13 protein-coding genes and 1 pseudogene are annotated in these 17,315 nt (G+C 71.5%); 4 read left to right on the top strand and 10 right to left on the bottom strand.

Annotated elements, in window-relative coordinates:
- The first annotated feature begins 166 nt into the window (after positions 1-166).
- On the top strand, positions 167-1,288 hold the full coding sequence (locus OG332_RS03460; RefSeq protein ID WP_442816100.1) for an IS630 family transposase: 1,122 nt from the start codon (positions 167-169) through the stop codon (positions 1,286-1,288).
- Here OG332_RS03460 and OG332_RS03455 read toward each other — a convergent pair.
- From OG332_RS03455 to OG332_RS03420, 8 genes are all read right to left on the bottom strand, one after another.
- Positions 1,285-3,837: an acyl-CoA reductase gene (locus tag OG332_RS03455; protein WP_327412023.1), complete on the bottom strand. Its 2,553-nt coding sequence runs from the start codon at positions 3,835-3,837 to the stop codon at positions 1,285-1,287. The genes OG332_RS03460 and OG332_RS03455 overlap by 4 nt on opposite strands.
- On the bottom strand, positions 3,834-4,982 hold the full coding sequence (locus tag OG332_RS03450; protein ID WP_327419094.1) for a LuxE/PaaK family acyltransferase: 1,149 nt from the start codon (positions 4,980-4,982) through the stop codon (positions 3,834-3,836). The genes OG332_RS03455 and OG332_RS03450 overlap by 4 nt, the downstream gene beginning before the upstream one ends.
- A 23-nt stretch (positions 4,983-5,005) precedes the next feature.
- On the bottom strand, positions 5,006-6,151 hold the full coding sequence (locus OG332_RS03445; protein ID WP_327412022.1) for a GNAT family N-acetyltransferase: 1,146 nt from the start codon (positions 6,149-6,151) through the stop codon (positions 5,006-5,008).
- A complete protein-coding gene (locus OG332_RS03440; protein ID WP_327412021.1) occupies positions 6,148-7,488 on the bottom strand; it encodes an MFS transporter in 1,341 nt (446 codons plus the stop codon). Before OG332_RS03440 ends, OG332_RS03445 begins: the two co-directional genes overlap by 4 nt.
- Positions 7,485-8,753 (bottom strand): phenylacetate--CoA ligase family protein, encoded by a 1,269-nt coding sequence (locus tag OG332_RS03435; protein ID WP_327412020.1) that lies wholly within the window; start codon positions 8,751-8,753, stop codon positions 7,485-7,487. Before OG332_RS03435 ends, OG332_RS03440 begins: the two co-directional genes overlap by 4 nt.
- A 273-nt stretch (positions 8,754-9,026) precedes the next feature.
- Entirely contained in the window at positions 9,027-9,620 is a 594-nt protein-coding gene (locus tag OG332_RS03430) for an NAD(P)H-dependent oxidoreductase (protein ID WP_327412019.1), read from the bottom strand.
- A gap of 559 nt (positions 9,621-10,179) precedes the next feature.
- Positions 10,180-11,424 (bottom strand): alpha/beta fold hydrolase, encoded by a 1,245-nt coding sequence (locus OG332_RS03425; protein ID WP_327412018.1) that lies wholly within the window; start codon positions 11,422-11,424, stop codon positions 10,180-10,182.
- 66 nt (positions 11,425-11,490) lie between these two features.
- Positions 11,491-11,913: a DUF4190 domain-containing protein gene (locus OG332_RS03420; RefSeq protein ID WP_327412017.1), complete on the bottom strand. Its 423-nt coding sequence runs from the start codon at positions 11,911-11,913 to the stop codon at positions 11,491-11,493.
- A 278-nt stretch (positions 11,914-12,191) separates the two neighbouring features.
- Between OG332_RS03420 and OG332_RS03415 the strand changes: the two genes are divergently transcribed.
- The 3 genes from OG332_RS03415 (at position 12,192) to OG332_RS03405 (ending at position 14,705) form a co-directional block, all read left to right on the top strand.
- Positions 12,192-13,331: a sensor histidine kinase gene (locus OG332_RS03415; protein WP_327412016.1), complete on the top strand. Its 1,140-nt coding sequence runs from the start codon at positions 12,192-12,194 to the stop codon at positions 13,329-13,331.
- Complete coding sequence (locus OG332_RS03410; RefSeq protein WP_327412015.1) at positions 13,328-14,068, top strand: response regulator transcription factor; 741 nt, start codon at positions 13,328-13,330, stop codon at positions 14,066-14,068. The genes OG332_RS03415 and OG332_RS03410 overlap by 4 nt, the downstream gene beginning before the upstream one ends.
- A gap of 355 nt (positions 14,069-14,423) precedes the next feature.
- Positions 14,424-14,705 (top strand): hypothetical protein, encoded by a 282-nt coding sequence (locus OG332_RS03405; RefSeq protein WP_327412014.1) that lies wholly within the window; start codon positions 14,424-14,426, stop codon positions 14,703-14,705.
- Positions 14,706-15,060: 355 nt separating this feature from the next.
- On the opposite strand, the gene OG332_RS03400 is transcribed toward OG332_RS03405, so the two are convergent.
- Positions 15,061-16,566, bottom strand: a complete 1,506-nt coding sequence (locus tag OG332_RS03400) for a M4 family metallopeptidase (RefSeq protein ID WP_327419093.1) — start codon at positions 16,564-16,566, stop codon at positions 15,061-15,063.
- A 280-nt stretch (positions 16,567-16,846) separates the two neighbouring features.
- A pseudogene (locus tag OG332_RS03395) lies at positions 16,847-17,272 on the bottom strand (M4 family metallopeptidase); the annotation flags it as partial.
- Positions 17,273-17,315: the final 43 nt, after the last annotated feature.

The raw sequence follows: 17,315 nt of genomic DNA, 5'->3' as shown, positions 1-17,315 counted from the left end.
AAGGTATAGACCACTGTCACGTGGGGATGAACAGTCCTGGAACTCGAGGCCCTTGCCGCTGTGCGTCATCGGCCCCGGTCGAGGACCGGGGCCGACGACGCGTGCCTGGTGAGGGACCGCGCGACCGCCTAGTGTCCTGCGCCAGTAGTTGATCGTTAGTTGTTGTGTGACTTCTGCTGCTGGTGCGTCTGTTCCTCGTCGGGGCCCGAAGCTGGAGCCGTTGCTGCTCTCTGCTGATGAGCGGGCGGCGTTGGAGCGGTGGACTCGTCGGGCGACATCGGCCCAGGCTCTGGCCCTGCGTGCTGGGATTGTGCTGGCGTGCGCCGGGCCGGAGGTGCCGCCGATCGTCGCGGTCGCACGGGATCTGCGGGTGACCGCGGACACGGTCCGCAAGTGGCGGCGACGGTTCCTGGCCGACCGGCTGGACGGGCTGGTCGACGAGCCCCGGCCCGGCCGGCCGCCCACCATCAGCGTCGACCAGGTGGAGAACGTCGTGGTCACGACACTGGAGGAACTCCCGAAGAACGCCACGCACTGGTCGCGCAAGTCGATGGCGGACCGCAGTGGCCTGTCGAAGTCGACGGTCGGCCGGATCTGGCGGAAGTTCCAGCTCAAGCCGCACCTGACGGACACGTTCAAGCTGTCGACGGACCCATTGTTCGTGGAGAAGGTCTACGACGTCGTCGGCCTGTACTTCAACCCGCCCGAGGGCGCGGTGGTGCTCTCGGTGGACGAGAAATCCCAGATCCAGGCCCTGGACCGGTCCCAGCCGGTCCTGCCGATAATGCCCGGCATGCCCGAGCGACGAACCCATGACTACGTCCGCAACGGCCTGACCACCTTGTTCGCTGCGTTCGATGTTGCCACTGGTGAGGTCATCAGTGCCCTGCACCGCCGACACCGGGCTGCCGAGTTCAAGAAGTTCCTGATCAGGATCGACAAAGAGGTGCCCGCGCATCTCCAGGTCCACCTGATCGTGGACAACTACGGCACCCACAAGACCCCGGCGATCAGGGCATGGCTGGCCAAACACCCCCGGTTCCAGCTGCACTTCACCCCGACCGGCTCCTCGTGGATCAACCAGGTCGAGCGGTGGTTCGGCTTCCTGGCCGACCAGATGATCCGCCGCGGCGCACACAAGAACGTCCAGGCCCTCGAAGCCGACATCCGCAAATGGGTCAAGAACTGGAACGAAGACCCCAAGCCGTTCATCTGGACCAAGACAGCCGAGGAGATCCTCGACTCCCTAGCCCGTTTCTGCCGACGAATCTCCGGCGCAGGACACTAGCGGCGCGCGTCCACCACCGCGAGGAGCTTGCCGCTGGTCGGGCTCCGGTCCAGCGACGCGCCGTCGACCGCCTCGACCACCAGGTCCAGCAGCCGCTCCGTCACCGCCGAGCGGAGCTCCGGGTAGCCGGTCAGGAAGACCTCCCGCAGCCGCTCCGGATCCGTCGTCCCGGCCCGCTCCACCCGTACGGTCAGCAGCTCGCGCGCGTCCGCACCGTCGAGCCGGACCTGCAATTCGCCGCGGTGTCCGCCCTGTTCCCCGGCCAGGTCCAGGAAACGCCGGTGGTTGAGGAAGTACGTCGCCACCCGCATCACGTCACCGGTGCGCCCCCGCAGCTCGAAGCGGGGCGCGTGCCGGCCGCACGGGCAGCGGCCGGGGACCTCCCGGCCGAGGTCGCCGATCACGTACCGGCCCAGGTGCTGGCCGCGCCGGGCGTGCGTGGTGAAGACCAGCCGGCCCGTCTCGCCCGGAGCCACCGGCCGGTCCACGGCCAGGTCCAGGACCTCCATCGTGTGGAGGTCGGCGTGCAGGTGGTGGACGCCGCCGGAGCTCTCGGTGCACTGGTAGCCCAGCGGGCCGAGGTCGGTGCTGCCGTAGGTGATCGAGCGGACCGTCTCGATCCCGAACCTCTCCTTGAGCGTGCGCTGTTGCTCCTCGGTGAAGTGCTCGCCGCCGTAGAAGACCTTGCGCAGGCCTCCGTACGCGCGCAGCGCTTCCTCCTGCGCGTGCAGCAGCTGCCACAGGTAGGAGGGCATCCCGAAGAGGGTGTCGGCCCCCAGGTCGATCAGCGCCTGCGCCGTCGCCCGGTGGTCCGGTCCGGCGGACAGCGGCAGTTGCACCCCGCCGAGCCGCTCCAGCACGGAGAAGAAGCTGATGAAGCTGCCGTACATGGCGCCGCAGTAGAAGAGGTTCGCCGTGCGGTCCCCGACCGGGTCGTAGCCGGCGGCGAGCAGGCCGCGGGCGGCGGCGTGCATCTGGGTGTCGTAGTCGTCGTAGCTGAAGATCGACAGGGCGGGCGCGCCGGTGCTGCCGCCGCTGCGGAAGTACAGCTCGGCATCGGCCCGCGCCACCTGCGGGCCCAGCTCCGGCACGTCCTCCTTGCCCAGCAGCGGGCCTGCGGGCCGCGGCAGGACGACGGGCCGGGCCAGGTCGTCCAGGCAGGCGGTGGTGGCGAAGCGGGCCGGGTCGGCCTGGACCGCGACGCGGCGGCTGTAGCGCTGCAGGGCGTAGACGCCGTCGTGCGGCTCGCCCGCGTAGCTGCCCAGCATGGCGCCGACCGGCGTCACACGGGTGACGCCCGCCGCGAGGGCGGTGCGGGACAGCTCGGCGATGTCGGTCCGGCTGCCCGCGAGGCCGGCGGTCTGCAGGTAGCGGCGCATCGGGCGCAGGGTGGCGATCAGCCGCTCGCGGGGCAGCGGCTTGACCCACACGCTGCGGTGCAGCGGCGAGGCGGTGAGCGGGGACCGGGTGTCGGCCATGACCCGCCACGAGCCGTCGGGCGCGGCGAACACCCGCGTGAGGCCGAGGTGTTCCTCCAGGCGTGCCATCAGCTCGGTGGTGGTCAGCTCGGCCTCCCCGGCGGGATCCGGCCCACCCGCCGCAGCGGCGGTCACGGCCGGCGGCCGCGCCGCGAGCACCGCGGCGAAGCGCTCGGCGAACGCGAACACCTCGCCCTCATCCTCGGTGTCGAGGTAGACCACCTGGGGGCTTGAGCACGCCTGCTGCTCGTGCAGGCACACGTCGTCCGCGAGGGCGTCGAGCGTCCCGGCGTCCGACCAGGCGTCGCCCGTCAGGTACGCGAAGGAGATCCGGTGCCCCCACTCCACCAGCCGGCAGCCGGCCGGCACATGGGCCGCCACCCCTTCGACGGCGCCCTCCCCGCCCCATACGGCGACGGCGTCCGCGGGCGCGCACATCAGGCGCAGCCACTCCTGCCTGGAGGACGGGAAGCGCAGCACGACGATGCGCGCGGCCAGCGTGCCGCTGGGGTCCAGGGCCGCGAGCTCGGCCATCAGGTGCTGGGTGAGGAGGGTGTCGGCGCTGCTGGTCTTGAGGACGTTGACGTTGCCGGCGAGCAGGCCCTCGACGATGCTCAGCGGCGCCACCGTCGAGGCGTTGCCCGGGGCGATGTGGGCGACCAGGCCGACGGGCGCCCAGGCCTCGTAGACCGTCTCGCGCGGATCGGCCCGGTTCAGTCGGCCGGGAGCCGCGCCGCCCAGTTCCCGGCGCAGCTTGCGGGTCAGCTCCCGCCGGCCGAGGAGGCCGCCGAGCTCGGCGAGGACGGACGGGTCCTCGCCCTCGGGCAGGTGGGGGGCGAGCCGGGCGTGCACGGGGTGGGCCGGGTCGCACAGGGCGCCGGCGAGGGCGTCGCAGGCGGCCAGGACGGTCTCGGTCGCCAGCCCCTCGGCCAGCGCGGCCTCCACGGCGGCCGGCAGACCGGCGAGGCGGCGCCCGGCCTCCTCGTCGCCGATGAACGCGCCCTGCCAGTAGTGGTGCGCGGCGCCGTCGCCGTGCTGCTCGTACGCGGCCTTGGTCTCCGTCACGGTCACGCCATGTCCTTCATCAGTTCGGCTGCGGCCACCGCGCAGCTGCGGTTGCGGCTCACCCCGGCACGGCCGTGGACGGTGAACCAGGGGGTTTCCAGCTCGCACCCGCAGGCGTCGCCCGGCCGGAGGGAGGCGAGGTCGCCCATGACCACGCTCTGCGCGGGCACCGAGGTGATGTACGGCGACACGAGGTGGAGGTAGCCCGGCTCCCCGTACGGCAGCGGTTCGAGCGTGCGCGTGGAGCGGATCGTCACCCGGGACCAGACGGGGGCGTGCAGCCGGTGGTGGTCGCACTCGATGTACGGGATGCAGTGCTCCACCGACCCGAAGGTGTCCCGGATCCGCTCGCCCGGGATGCCCAGCTGCTCGGTGACGCGGGAGTACAGCTCCTCCTTGCCGATGCGCCGGTCGGCGTGGCCCTTCCAGCCGCCGCCGAGGACGACGAGGGAGCCCTCGGGCAGGCGCAGCGGAGGCAGCCCCCTGGAGCGCATGCGCTCCAGGGTGAAGAAGAGGAAGGCCGGGAAGCCGAGGATGCGGACCGGGGCGTCCTCGCGCTCGAAGCGGCGCAGCGCGGCGATGCAGCCGAAGGGGTCGAACTCGTGGTCGCCGCCGGTGTTGCGCAGTGCGTACTCGACGCTGCGCGCGGGGGCGAAGTCGCACAGGTAGTTGTCGGTGAAGGCGGTACCGAGGTTCAGGGACGGGGCCGGCTCGTAGCTGTAGAGGAGGTAGTTGACCTCCTGGTCGGGGGTGATCCAGCCGTTGCGCTCGAAGATCCGGGCGACCATGCGCTGGGCGGAGCGGATGGTCCAGTGGTCGAAGAACATCTGCGACTTCTGGCCGGTGGTGCCGGAGGAGGTCAGGTGCAGCTCGACGTCCTCGTGCGGGATGGAGAGCACCTCGTGGCGCTTGAAGAAGTTCGCGTGGACGAGTGGCGTGCGGTACGGCTCGGCCGGCGCAGTGGCCTCGTACAGGGAGCGGAAGAACGGGGAGCGCTCGGCGTGCCAGGCGTTGGTCTCCGCCATGGCGGCGGCGAACAGTGCGTCCTCCGCGGGCCCGGAGGCGTACGGATCGGTGAGGTCGCACAGCTGCTGTACGTGCGGCAGGAGAGCCGGATCGGGTACGGAGACCGGTGCGAGATGGGGGTTCATGTGGTTCGTGGTGTTCATGGGATTCATGAGGCGACCTCGGGTGATGTGGGCAGATGGGTCGACGCCCAGGCCGACGTGTAGCAGTCCAGATAGGGCTGGAGAGGCGGTTCGACGGCGACGCCGCGGAAGTCGATCCGCTCGCTGGACCGGGACAGGACGGCGTAGTCGTGGAAGCCGTCGCCGTCGGCGCGCATCGCCGGGTAGAGGGCCCCGGCGACGAACCCCTGGGCGAGGAAGGCCGAAAGGGCCTCCTGGTGTGCGAGCGGCACCAGGGCCTCGACGTAACCGGCACCCGCGCGGGCCAGGGCCCGGGTGACGGGTTCGAGGTACGCGGCCGCGGCGGCCGGGTCGGGGTGGGCGGTCAGCAGGGAGGCGTACCCGCCGGCGCGGTTGAGGTAGGCGTAGACCTCGAACCGGCCGTCCTCCGGGGTGAGCAGCACGTTCGGGGTGTGCAGCGGGTAGAACCAGCCCTCGGCGCAGGGGAACTGCTCGCGGAAACGGCGGCGTACGAAGGCCGGAGCCTCGATCATCTCCAGCCGTTCGGCGGCCCCTTGCGGCGCGGGCGCCGGGATCGGGCCGGTGGAGGCGCGGACCCCGGGGTAGCGGATGCCGAGGGCGGCCTCCGCGGTGCGCAGCAACGGCAGCAGCGGAGCGGGCACTTCGGTGACCGGCATCCGGCGGTCGAGCACACCCTCGGAGTGACGCGCGTAGAGCGCGAGGCTTTCGCGGCTGCGGAGATCCACCGCGTTGGGCAGGATGCCCAGCGGGCGGAAGCCGTTGCGCGCGACGACGCGCTGCGGTCCGGAACCGACGGTGCGTACGGTCGCGTAGACGGAGTCCAGCCGCCCCGTGTCCAGCATCCCGGCGCACAGCGCCTCGGTCAGGGCGGCGGCCAGGCCCCCCGAGCGGTGCCCGGGGTGGACGGCGATGCCCTCCAGACGGCCGATGCGGCTGCCCGGCTCGCCGTGGATGGCGGCGGACGCGGTCAGGGCCCCGGTGCCTGCGCAGCGGGCGACGAGCCACAGGGAGTGCGGGTCCTCCATGAGCCGGGCCATCTCGGCCGGGTCGGTGCCGAGGGCCACCGGGTAGTGCGGCCCGTAGACGGCGTAGTAGAGCTGGCGCAGTTCGGCGATGTCGGCCGGGGTGGCCGCGGTGATGACGGGGTTCACCGGGTGCCTCCGACGGGTTCCGTGCCGTGGTCCGCGTCCGCTGCGGGCGGTTCGGGCGTACGGGACCCGAGCAGGGCCAGCGCGATGGCGGCGGGGACCAGGCCCGCCCCCTGCACCAGGCACAGCGTCCGGGGCGAGAGGAAATCGCCGGCGGAGCCGAACACGAGCGACGCCACCGGAAGGGAAGCGCCCAGTACGGCCTGCATCACGGCGAAGAAGCCGGGCTTGTCCGCCGTCGGCACCAGCCGCTGGAAGAGGGCCACGAAGCGGACGCTGACCGCCCCGGCACACCATCCGGCCACGGCCAGGCTGCCCGCCACGACCGGGCGGTGCGCGACCAGCCCCGGCACCGCCAGCGCGAGGGCCATCAGACCCAGGCAGTAGGCGCCGGCGACCGTGGGCCGGCCCGGCACGCGGGTGCCGGTGAAGGCGCCGATGAGCGCGCCGGTGCCCAGGGAGGCCTCCAGCAGTGCCACGGTGGCGCCACCGCCCTGGAGGACCGAGCGGGTGTAGAGGGGGATGACGACGAAGACGGCGGTGGTGAAGAGGTTCGCCGCGGTGAAGCAGACCAGGATCCGCCGTACGTAGGGCAGTTCGCCCAGGATCCGGCGGAGCGCGCGCCGCTGGGGCACGTCTGCTGCGGCCGTGCCGGCCGTGCCGGCCGCGCCGGTCTCGGCGGTTTCGATGGTTCCGATGGGGCGGAAGCGGGCGCTCGCGACGAGCAGGGCCGCCCCGGCGTAGGCGGCCGCACAGCCGACGGCCAGCCCGGCCACGCCGGCTTGGTCGACGGTCAGGGCGCCGAGGAGCGCTCCGCCGAGGCCGGCCAGGGACTGGGTGGACAGTTCGAAGCCGGTGGCCGTCTCGATGTCGGCGTCGTCGACGAGTTCGGGCACCGAGGTGGTCAGGCAGGGATCGAAGAAGGCCTGGCAAGTGGCCAGGGCGAGAGCGGCGGCGTACACGGCGGGGAGCGGCAGCCCGCCGCCGTACGCCCACAGCGCGAGGGCGCCGGAGGCGGCCCCGGCCAGGGCGGCGGCGGTCCGCAGAACCGAACGGTGGGCGAAGCGGCCGACCGCCGCCGCCACGACGGGCGCCAGCGCCACGGCGGGCAGGGTGCAGGCCGCCATGAACAGCCCGGAGGCCAGACCGCGGGCGTCGTGCACGGCGTAGGCGACGATCCACCAGGACACGCCGACCTGGAACATGCGGACGGCGGCCTGGCTGAGGACCTGGCCGAGCCACACGGCGCCGAAGGCGCGGTTGCGCAGGATCAGCGGCGCGCGTCGGCCGCCGGTCGCAACCCCGCTCGTGACCTCCTCGGTCACGGGTGCGGCGGTCATGCGGTCGGCCTCTCGTCGAGGACCCGGACGAGCTTGCCCGAGCGCGGGTTGACGGCGAGGTCGCGGTGGCGTGCCCACTCCACCGAGAGCGGGTGCACGAACCCGGCGCGCACGCTCTCCGGATACAGCGGGCGTACGGTCTCCAGCTCCGCGACGACGGCCCCGGCCAGCTGCTCCCGGCCGTGGTCGGGGTCGCCGGGGGCCGTCGCCAGCCGCAGGACGAGCCCGTCGCGGCCGTCCCAGCGGCGGACGACGAGCTGCATGCCGACCACCTGCCCTGCGGTGTCCGCCGCGGTCACGGCGTCCTGGGCGTCCTGGGTGTAGAGGGAGACGGGTCCCACCCGTACGCCTTCTTCGGCGCGGCCGAGGATCCGGAAGTGCCCGGGCCCGGTGCCGGTCCACTCGGCCCGGTCACCGGCGGGGTAGCGGATGATCGGCATGAGCCGGCGGAAGAGGCTGGTGACGACGACGCGGCCGGGCCGCCCCGGTTCGGTGACGGGCTCATCGGTGGAGTCGTCGAGGATCTCGACGACCGAGTACGGGGTGAAGGCGCGGTGCACCCGGGCGTCGGTGCCGGGGACGGGGCGGCCGAGGAGGCCGGCGTCGACGCTGGCGTATCCGACGGAACGGGCCTCGGCACGGGGGAACGCGGTGGCCAGCAGGCGCCGCTGGTCGTCGAAGAGCGCCTCGCCGCCGAAGAGCAGCAGCTCGACGGAGTCGAGCCGGGCACCCGTGGAGACGACCTGTTCGGCGAGCCGGCACAGGGTGGTGGGCGTGCCGGCCAGCACCTGCGCGGCGAGATCGCGCAGCGTGGGGATCGTCGTCTCCAGCGCCGCGCCGCCGCCGATCGGCAGTCGGACGTTGTCCACGGGCGCGTGGGCGAGCGAGTCGAGGACGAACAGGAAGCTGGCGTACAGCTCCCCGGCGTAGAAGAGGTCCGCGACGCGGTGCCCCGGGCGCAGACCCGCGTCCACCAGGCCCTGGCCGAAGGAGGTGACGAAGGTGCGCCACTCGTCGCGGGTGTAGACGGAGAACTTGGGGGACCCGGTGGTGCCGCCGGTCTTGTAGACCGTGGCCTCGCTGAGCGGGCCGGTCAGCACACGGCTGTCGTGAAGGGTGTTGGCCGCCCAGAACTCCTGCTGGTCGACCACCGGCAGGTCGGTGAGGCGGTCGGCGTGCGGCGGCAGGGACGCGTAAAGGTCCCGGTAGAAGGGTGAGTTGTGACGGGCGAAACGTATGAGGTCCGAGAGTTGCTGGGCGGACATGGGCCTTTGCCTTGGTGACGGAAACGGGACGGGAGCCCCGGCGGCGCACGGCGAGAGCAAGAACTCGCCCGCGGCTTCGACCGGTGTGAACGGGGGACCCCCCCGGCGCCCCCGGCTCCTCGACGCACGCCAAGAGCTGACGTGCTGTCACAATGATGAAACATCAGTGTGCTTGTCACCAAATTGGCCGAGGTTTTCCGGCCAGCGTGGCTGCATCCGTCAATATCTTCTCCTCCCGGCCCGTCAGGAGGGCCTGCGGCGAATCGCCGCGGATCAGGTCAGCAGCGCGGCGGCCTCCCCGCGTGCCTCGTCGAGCCACGCCGCGCGTTGCTCTTCGTCCGAGTCGGTGACGGTGCGGAAGACGATCCGGCGCACCTCGGCAACCCCCACGTACGGCAGGACGCATGCCGACCAGATGCTGTGCAGCGGATCGCCGAACTCGGTCTTCTCGCGATCGGCGGGAGTGTCGGAGGTGTTCAGTACGAGCGCCTTGCCGGCCTTCAGGAGTCCCGCGGGCTCGCCCTCCGCGGTGCCCAGTTTGTAGGCGACGCCGGGCGCGAGTACGCGCTGCACCCAGCCGGCGAGGACGGCGGGCGGCATGCCCCACCAGTTCGGGTGGACGAACACCATGGCGTCGAGCGTCGCCACCTCGGCCCGGTGGAGCTCCACCTGCGCATCGTGGGCCCGTGACGCCGACTGGACCGTCCCCGTCTCCTCGGCGGAGAGCACCGGCGCGAACCCTTCGGCGCACAGGTCGTGCGCCACCACCTGACAGCCCCGCCCGCGCAGCTCCTCCACCACCGCGTCGAACAGTGCGTGATTGAAGCTTCCTGACCGCGGATGTGCGAGATAGACACCTATGCGCATGGCTCTTCCCCCAGTCGACACGAGCCGCCAGTTCGGCTGGTCGTCATTATCCGTGAGTCACTGCTCACCGGAGCGGGCGCACCTGACGGGTCAGCGGCGCAAGGCGGAGTCCAACTGGTGGCGCAGCAAGGCCAGTCGGCTGCGACCGGGCTCGCAGGCCGGCATCGGCCGCATGAGCGCGCGCACTTGCGGCGGCGCGTGCTCGATCGCCTCACGCGGTCGGGTGTCGTCGGGAGCCCTCGCCTCGGACAGCGGCAGCACCTGTCGATATCGGTAGGTCCGCTATGGGGACTTGCGGAGTTCCTGATCTCCTCGATGCGCTGTCGGGCGCCTCCGATGGTCCCGACCACGAGTGAGAGCTTTCAGGTTGAGCAGTGGATCCCCAGTGGCAAGGAGAGAGTCGGCGGAGCCCGCCGACGGTGGCGGCCGCGATCACGGAACCTCCGAACCCGGCCCGTCACCCGCCCTTGACCACTGAGCCGAGCGAGTGACCACCACCGGCGGCCTCGTCAACGAATCCGTACACCACGTCCGTGGACGCAGCCGCGCCCGGGACCGCTCAGGGCCAGAGACGGTCGTGCGTTCCCGGCCGGCTCGGAGGTGTGGGGACGGGAAACGTGCGGGGTTGCTCCTTCTGCCCGGCCGTAGCCTGGCAGGTCAGGTCCTTGGCGGGGAGCCTGCCCGTGGTCAGGTAGACCGTGACGGCCTTGTCCGCGCAGGGACTGCTGTCCGGCGCGTAGAGGACGCCGTGTCCCTCGCCGCCGGCGACGGTGAGCATCCCCTTCTTCAGTCCGGTGATCCGTTCGGCGGCCTTCTGGACGTGGAAGAACGTGCGGTTGTCTGCACGGATGCCGTCGCCGGTGAGGGTCTGTCCCTCGAAAAGGACGGGCTTGCGGTTCGCCCGCGCGATCAGGTCCCAGTAGGTCTTGCGGACCTTGGCCGGAGTGTCGCCCAGTCCGTAGGTCGTGTGCCGACGGGCCGTCCATGCGGTCCAGCGCGTGAAAGCCTGCTCGGCCGCCTTCGCCATGTCCTGGAACATTCCCCTGTAGATCCGGGTTGGGTTGGTTGCGCTGTCCAGCACGATTCGGTCGGCCCGCTGGGGGAACAGCTGCATGTAGACAGCGCCGAGGTAGGTGCCGTAGGAGATCCCCAGGTAGGAGATCGTCTCCTCGCCCAGCGCGGCGCGGATGACGTCCATGTCACGGGCGCTGTTGCGGGTGGTGAGGTGCGGCAGCTTGTCACCGGCCCTGGCCCGGCACTTCTCGGCGACGGTACGGGCCCGGTCCACGTCCTTCGTGAAGGTCTCCGCCTTGTACGGCTGGTCGGCCTGCTCCTCGGCGGTCAGCCCGCAGCTGACGGGAGAGCTCTGCCCGGCGCCCCTTGGGTCGAAGCCGACGAGGTCGTACCGCCGCTTCACTTCCGCGGGGAACTTCATGAGCGGGTCGGCAGGCAGCTGCAGTCCCGGTGCGCCGGGGCCGCCCGGGTTGAGCAGCAGAACGCCGTGACGTGCCTTCGCGCTGCCCGCCTTCAGCCGGGATATCGCGAGGCCGATCGTCTTGCCGCCGGGGTCGCTGTAGTCCAGTGGCACCTTGAGCGTCGCGCACTGGAAGGTGTCGGGGCCCTTCGCGTCGCAGCGTTTCCACTGGAGCTTCTGCTGCGTGTACTGCCGCAGGGGGTCCTTGGCGGTGGAGGCATCGGATGCCGTGGACGCGGCCAACGCCGTTGCGGGCGTCAGCGCCGAAAGGGTGGCCGCCGCGAGGCTGGCGGCGAGTAGGGGAGCCTTGCGGGTGTTTCTGCTTCGCACGATGGTGCTCGTCCTTGTCGAGGAGAGTGGGCGGCCGGTTCACCGGTGAGGGAGAGGCAAGGCCGTTCAGTTTCCGTTCAGGTGCTCGCGGACGCACCGCGTGTACTGGTGGAAGCTGTCGGGCTGGTAGCACTCCTGCGTCTTGTTCGCGTACCAGACCATGAAGACGGCGACCAGCCCGGACACGGCGATTGCGACGAACGACGTCACCACGGCGGTGACGGCCTTGCCCCGGCCCGCACCGGTCCGCTTGGCCGCCATCAGCGCGGCGATGCCCAGGATCAGGCCGATCACGGCGAGCGGGCCGCCGATGAAGACGACCGAGGTGCACAGGCCGATGATGCCCAGTGTCATGGCGGCCGTGGCCAGGCTGTTCTTCGGTGCTGTCAGGCCCGGTGCCACTCCGTTCGTTGCCGTCCGAGTCCGTACGGCCTGGTCCTGGGCGGACACCGTGTGGTTCGGCGGCGTCTCGATTCCCTGAGCGTTCATCAGCCCGTCCTTCCGTCCCGTCAACTGGTGAGACCCCGATTCTGGTTTCGGGAGCCCACGGACACATCGCGGGAAGGCGGGAGAGTTCTCTCCCCCGATCGGGGGAGGCCGCCGGTGGGCCGTCCGGTCATACTTGCCTGGCCATGTTCAGAGGAATCCGGCCGCTGCTGCGCGGCTCCACGTATTCGGGTGCGCTATTCGCCTATTGCGGCGCCTTGGCGAGCCTTCCATTGCTGCCTTTCGCAGCACTACCGGCGGTGGCGTGGCCATCCGCTTCCGTGGGGGTGCAGTTCGCTCTGACCGTGCTGGTCTGGTCCGTACTGATCGGTGTGATCGGGCTGGCTCGTACCATGCGGCGGGTGCTGATCGCTTGCGCCCGGCGGATGCTGGGGGTGCCGTTGCCGGATCCCGTGGGCGAGCGTCGGCGTGCGGGCCCGCCCGGTGAGGGGGCGGCTGCTTCCACGGCATCGGGCGCCGACCGTTGGCGGACCCCGCTCTGGCTGCTGTCGCATGTGGTGCTGGGGTGGGCGGGGGCGCAGCTGAGCGTCCTGCTGTTCGTCGCGGGCTTGCTCCTTCCCGGCGGTTGGGCCGGCGCCGAGGCCGGGGTGAGTGTGAACGGCTGGTCGCTGCGCGCGGAGAGCGGCTGGCAGAGCTGGGCAGCGGCGCTCGGCTGCCTGCTGCTGGCGGCGGCTCTTTGTCTGGCGGTGACGTACGCCCTGCGGTGGCTGGCGCCCAGGCTGCTGGGTCCGTCGCCGGCCGAGCGGCTCGCGCTGGCGGTCGAGCGGGAGCGGGTACTGGCCGAACGCAACCGGCTGGCCCACGAGTTGCACGACTCGATCGGGCACACGCTGACGGCCGCCACGATCCAGGCTGCGGTGGCGGGCGAGATGCTCTGTGCCGACCCGGTGGCGGCGCGGGCCGCCCTGCGCAGCATCGAGGAGTCGACCCGGGCCGCCCTTGAGGACCTGGACTATGTGCTGGGCATGCTGCGCGAGGAGAAAGCGGGGACGGCGCCGGCCCGCAATCTGGCCGACCTGCCCGGGCTGCTCGACCGGCTGCGGCACGCGGGCGCGGTGGTGGAGCCGGAGCTGTCGGGCGACTATGCGCAGGTGCAGGGGACGCTCTCCCGGGCGGCGTACCGGATCCTGCAGGAAGGGCTGACGAACGCGCTGCAGCACGGAGCGGGCGGTCCGATCCGGGTCAAGGTGGCGGCCACGCCGGACTCATTGGAGCTCGAGGTGGTCAACCGGACCGGAGCCGGGAGCGCAATGAGCCCGGGGGCCTTCCCGACGTCCGGGCACGGCCTGCCCGGCCTCTTTGAGCGCGTGCGGCTCCTGCACGGCGAAATCGAGGCCGGTCCGGACGGACCGGAGCACTGGCGGCTCGCGGTCCGGCTGCCGGTACGCTTGCCCGCATGATCGGCTCACAAGCGAGCGCAGCGGTCGCGACCGGCCCCCACGCGAGCGCAGCCGTCATAACTGACACCGCCGGCGCCTCCGGCCGCACCACCCTCCTGATCGCGGACGACGACGAGGTGACCCGCAGCGGTCTGCGCACGCTGCTCGGAATGCAGCCCGGGATCGCCGTCGTCGGGGAGGCCGTCGACGGCATCGAAGCAGTGGAGCAGGCACGGCAGTTGCGGCCGGACGTGGTCCTGATGGACGTACGGATGCCGCGCCGCAACGGTATAGAGGCCACCCGGCAGCTCCTCGCCGGGTCGGCCGACCCGCCGAGAGTCGTGGTGATCACCACCTTCGAGAACGACGACTACGTCACCGCCGCACTCAGCGCCGGGGCCAGCGGCTTCGTGCTCAAGCGGCTCCCCGTCCCCAGGATCGCGGAGGCGGTGCGGGTGGTCGCGGCGGGCGAGGCGATCCTCTTCCCGGCGGCCCTGCGCCAGATGGTCACCGCCCGCCCACTGGGATCCGCCGAAGCGCTGCCGCAGGCGTCGCTGACGGGCCGGGAGGAGGAGGTGCTGCGCCTGATGGCCACCGGCCGGTCCAACCCGGACATCGCGGAGTCGTGCAGGGTGAGCCTGGAGACGGTGAAGACGCACGTCGGGAACGTGCTGACCAAACTCGGCGCGCAGAACCGGACCCACGCGGTGGTGATCGCGTACGAAACCGGCCTGGTCGTGCCCGGGGTCACGGGCTGACGCGACATCAGGTGGTCTGACCCGGCCTGCCTGTTCCGCTGGACCAGCCTCCCGGGCGGTCCACGCCCGGGACACCTCACCGTCGGGGCAGGCCCGGCTATGGGAACTTGGGGAGTCACCAGCCCTCGCGGCGGGAGAGGTCGGCCGCGTAGGAGTTGCGGGACGCGTCCTGAGCCGCCTCCTCGACGGAGACGCGTTCTACGTGAAGATCACTCCCTGAGCAACGACGGAGACCGGCCATGCCGCTCATCGCAGGCAGCCCCCGGCAGCAGCCGACGGCACGATCGCGGTATCCCTGGAATCCGAGATCGGACTGCTCGTCGTCAACCAGCTCACCTACGGACCGGCAGGCGAAATGAACCTGCCCCGCCCCGGAGCCTACGAAGGCCACGCCTCTTGGACCGGACGCGACGCGGCCGCCGCCTACTACAACGCGTCCCTCCAGCGGGCCGCCGGGGAACAGTGGACCCCGGACCGGATCGGCGCATCATGGCAGCAGTGCCCCGCTGCCGAGCAGTACACCCTCGATCTCTGGTTCGCCAGGGAATCCGGCCCCGAGGACGAGGACGACGACCAGCCTTCGGGACCGCTCCGCGGAATGACCAATGGGTGGGCCCGTGCTCCCCTTCCACCATAGGGAGCACGGGCCCGCTCCGCTCATTCCGGCCGTCGGCCCGGCGCCGTGGGACCTCTGGCGGACGAGCCTCGCGGGGCTACCCCCATCGCCTCTCGGGACCGGCGGTCCTACAGCCCGCAGGGCCGCCCGCCCCGGCGGGCGCGCGTACCTGCGCCGGGGGAAACGGCTTTCACCGTGCAGAATCCGCGGAATCTCCCCGGTGGCTGCGATCGGGCGGACCGCCGGGCGTTCCCGCTTCGGCTTCCCGCTTCCCGCAGTCCGCCGGAAGCCGCGGAAGTCGCGGAAGCCCCGGAAGCGGCGGAAGCCCCGGCGGGCCCGCAGGCCCGCCGGGGCGAGGTACCGCTCAGGAGCCGGCTCAGCCGTTGACGTTGACGGCCTTCCAGGCGGCCGCCACCTGCTGGTATTCCACGCTGGTCGATCCGTACAGGTCGGCCGTCGCCTGCAGGGTCGCGGTGCGTGCTCCCGCGTAGTTGGTGGTCGACGTCATGTAGGTCGAGAGCGCCTTGTACCAGATCTTGTAGGCCTTGGTCCGGCCGATCCCGGTCACCGTCGAACCGTCGTAGGTGGGCGAGTTGTACGAGACCCCGTTGACCGTCTTCGCGCCGCTGCCCTCGGAGAGCAGGTAGAAGAAGTGGTTGGCCACGCCCGAGGAGTTGTGCACGTCGAGCCGGCCCACGGTCTTGGACCAGTAGTCGGCCGAGGCGCCGTCCTTGCTGGGCTTGTCCATGTAGCGCAGCGGCGTACCGTTGCCGCGGATGTCGATCTTCTCGCCGATGAGGTAGTCGCCGACGTCGGCCGGGTTGTTCGCGAAGAACTCCACCGACGTGCCGAAGATGTCGCTGGTGGCCTCGTTGAGGCCGCCCGACTCGCGGCTGTAGTTCAGCTTGGCCGTGGCGGCGGTCAGGCCGTGGCTCATCTCGTGGCCGGCGACGTCCAGGGAGGTGAGCGGCTTCTGGTTGGCGGCGCCGTCGCCGTAGGTCATGCAGAAGCAGGCGTCGGACCAGAAGGCGTTGACGTAGGCGTTGCCGTAGTGGACGCGGGAGTAGGCGGCCTTGCCGTCCCCGGCGATGCCGTTGCGGCCGAATTCGGACTTGTAGAAGTCCCAGGTCACCGCAGCGCCGTAGTGGGCATCGGCCGCGGCCGTCTGGCGGTTCGACGGCAGTCCGTCGCCCCACTTGTCGTCGGCGTCGGTGAACAGGCTTCCGGTGCCGGTGGTGCCGCCGTTCAGGTCGTAGGTCTTGTGGCCGCCGCGGACGCCGTCGGTCAGGCTGTAGGACGCCCCGCTCTGCGTGGTGTCCAGCGTGACGGAGCCGGAGTACTGGCTCGTGCCGGTGCCGGTGTCGATGGCCTCGTAGGAGTACAGCTCGGCGCCGGTGGCGGCGTCCGTGATCACGTGGCGCTCGCTGGGGGTTCCGTCGTGCTGGGTGCCGGTGACGACGGCCTCGTAGGCGAAGACCGGCTTGCCGCTCGCGGCCCACACGACCTGGCGGGCACCGGCGGGCGCGGCCTTGAGGGAGGAGCGGGCGGTGGCCGGGGCTATTCGGGCCTCGACGCCCTTGGTGGTCTTGCGGCTGCCGTCCTTCTTCTGGTGGACCACCAGATCTCCGCCGAGGACCGGCAGTCCGGCGTAGGTGCGCTCGTAGCGGGTGTGCACCGTGCCGTCGGCGTCCTTGATCACATCGCGGGCCACGAGGCGCTCGTCGTCGGCGAGGCCGATGGCCCGCGCGGTGTCGGCCGCCGTGTTCTGGGCCGCGGTGATCGCCTGGACGCGCGCGTCGGCGGTGAGGGCGAGCGCGGTGGCTCCCGCCTCGCGCTCCGCCGAGGCGTTGGCGGAGCCGCTCTGGACGGAGATCGCGACCATCGCCGCCGAGGCGACGACGGCGGCGGCGCGCAGCGCTCGGGTACGGCTGCGGGGGGTGCGGGATGAGGACGTGGGGAGGGTCACTCGTGCTCCTTCAATTGCCGTGGGGGGCCAGGCGGTTGAGATTGCCAGGAAGGAGCGGCGGATTGACAGGTATGCAACAAGGATTTGACCAGCTGTTGTCCGGAGGGAGGGGAGCGATGTTCGCTGAGCGACCAAAAGTGGAACATTCCGCTTCCCCGGACGCGGTGTGCCCCGAGTCCGGGGAAGGGTCCGGCCGTTACTGGATGCCGGGGATCTGCCGGGCCTTGAACGCGGCGCGCACGGCGTCCGCGGCGCTCGCGCCGTACATCCGCTGGGCGGTCGAAACCGTCGTCAGGGCCGCGTCCTTGAAGGACGTGTCCGGCGCGAAGCCGAACTGGGCGTTGACGATGATGCGGTCGGCGGTCCGGGCGCCCAGGGCGTTGAGGATGTCGAAGAGGGCGCGGGACCAGATCTCCCCGTCCGCGTGGACCTCGCCCTCCAGGTCGGCGTACACCTTGTTCCCGTCGATGCGGCGCAGGCAGTGCGGGGCGTCGCTGTAGGAGGCCGCGTCCCAGTCGGCGACGCAGGCCAGGTCGGCCCGCCGCGGCCAGCCGTACGCGGCGTCCGCGTGGGCGCCGACCTCGACGGCGAGGTAGTCACCGAAGGCCTCGCCTATCGCGCCGGCCTCGGGAGAGGTGCCGAAGCCTGCCCGTTCCCTGGGCGCG

Origin of the sequence: Streptomyces sp. NBC_01233 (assembly GCF_035989305.1) — a bacterium.
Lineage (GTDB): Bacteria > Actinomycetota > Actinomycetes > Streptomycetales > Streptomycetaceae > Streptomyces.
This window is presented reverse-complemented; position numbering and strand designations above follow the sequence as displayed.

Excerpts from the sequence above, each read along its gene's own strand:
- OG332_RS03450 (WP_327419094.1), bottom strand. The coding sequence starts at position 4,982 with ATGAACCCCCATCTCGCACCGGTCTCCGTACCCGATCCGGCTCTCCTG.
- OG332_RS03440 (WP_327412021.1), bottom strand. The coding sequence starts at position 7,488 with ATGACCGCCGCACCCGTGACCGAGGAGGTCACGAGCGGGGTTGCGACC.
- OG332_RS03435 (WP_327412020.1), bottom strand. The coding sequence starts at position 8,753 with ATGTCCGCCCAGCAACTCTCGGACCTCATACGTTTCGCCCGTCACAAC.
- OG332_RS03430 (WP_327412019.1), bottom strand. The coding sequence starts at position 9,620 with ATGCGCATAGGTGTCTATCTCGCACATCCGCGGTCAGGAAGCTTCAAT.
- OG332_RS03420 (WP_327412017.1), bottom strand. The coding sequence starts at position 11,913 with ATGAACGCTCAGGGAATCGAGACGCCGCCGAACCACACGGTGTCCGCC.
- OG332_RS03410 (WP_327412015.1), top strand. The coding sequence starts at position 13,328 with ATGATCGGCTCACAAGCGAGCGCAGCGGTCGCGACCGGCCCCCACGCG.
- OG332_RS03405 (WP_327412014.1), top strand. The coding sequence starts at position 14,424 with ATGAACCTGCCCCGCCCCGGAGCCTACGAAGGCCACGCCTCTTGGACC.
- OG332_RS03400 (WP_327419093.1), bottom strand. The coding sequence starts at position 16,566 with ATGGTCGCGATCTCCGTCCAGAGCGGCTCCGCCAACGCCTCGGCGGAG.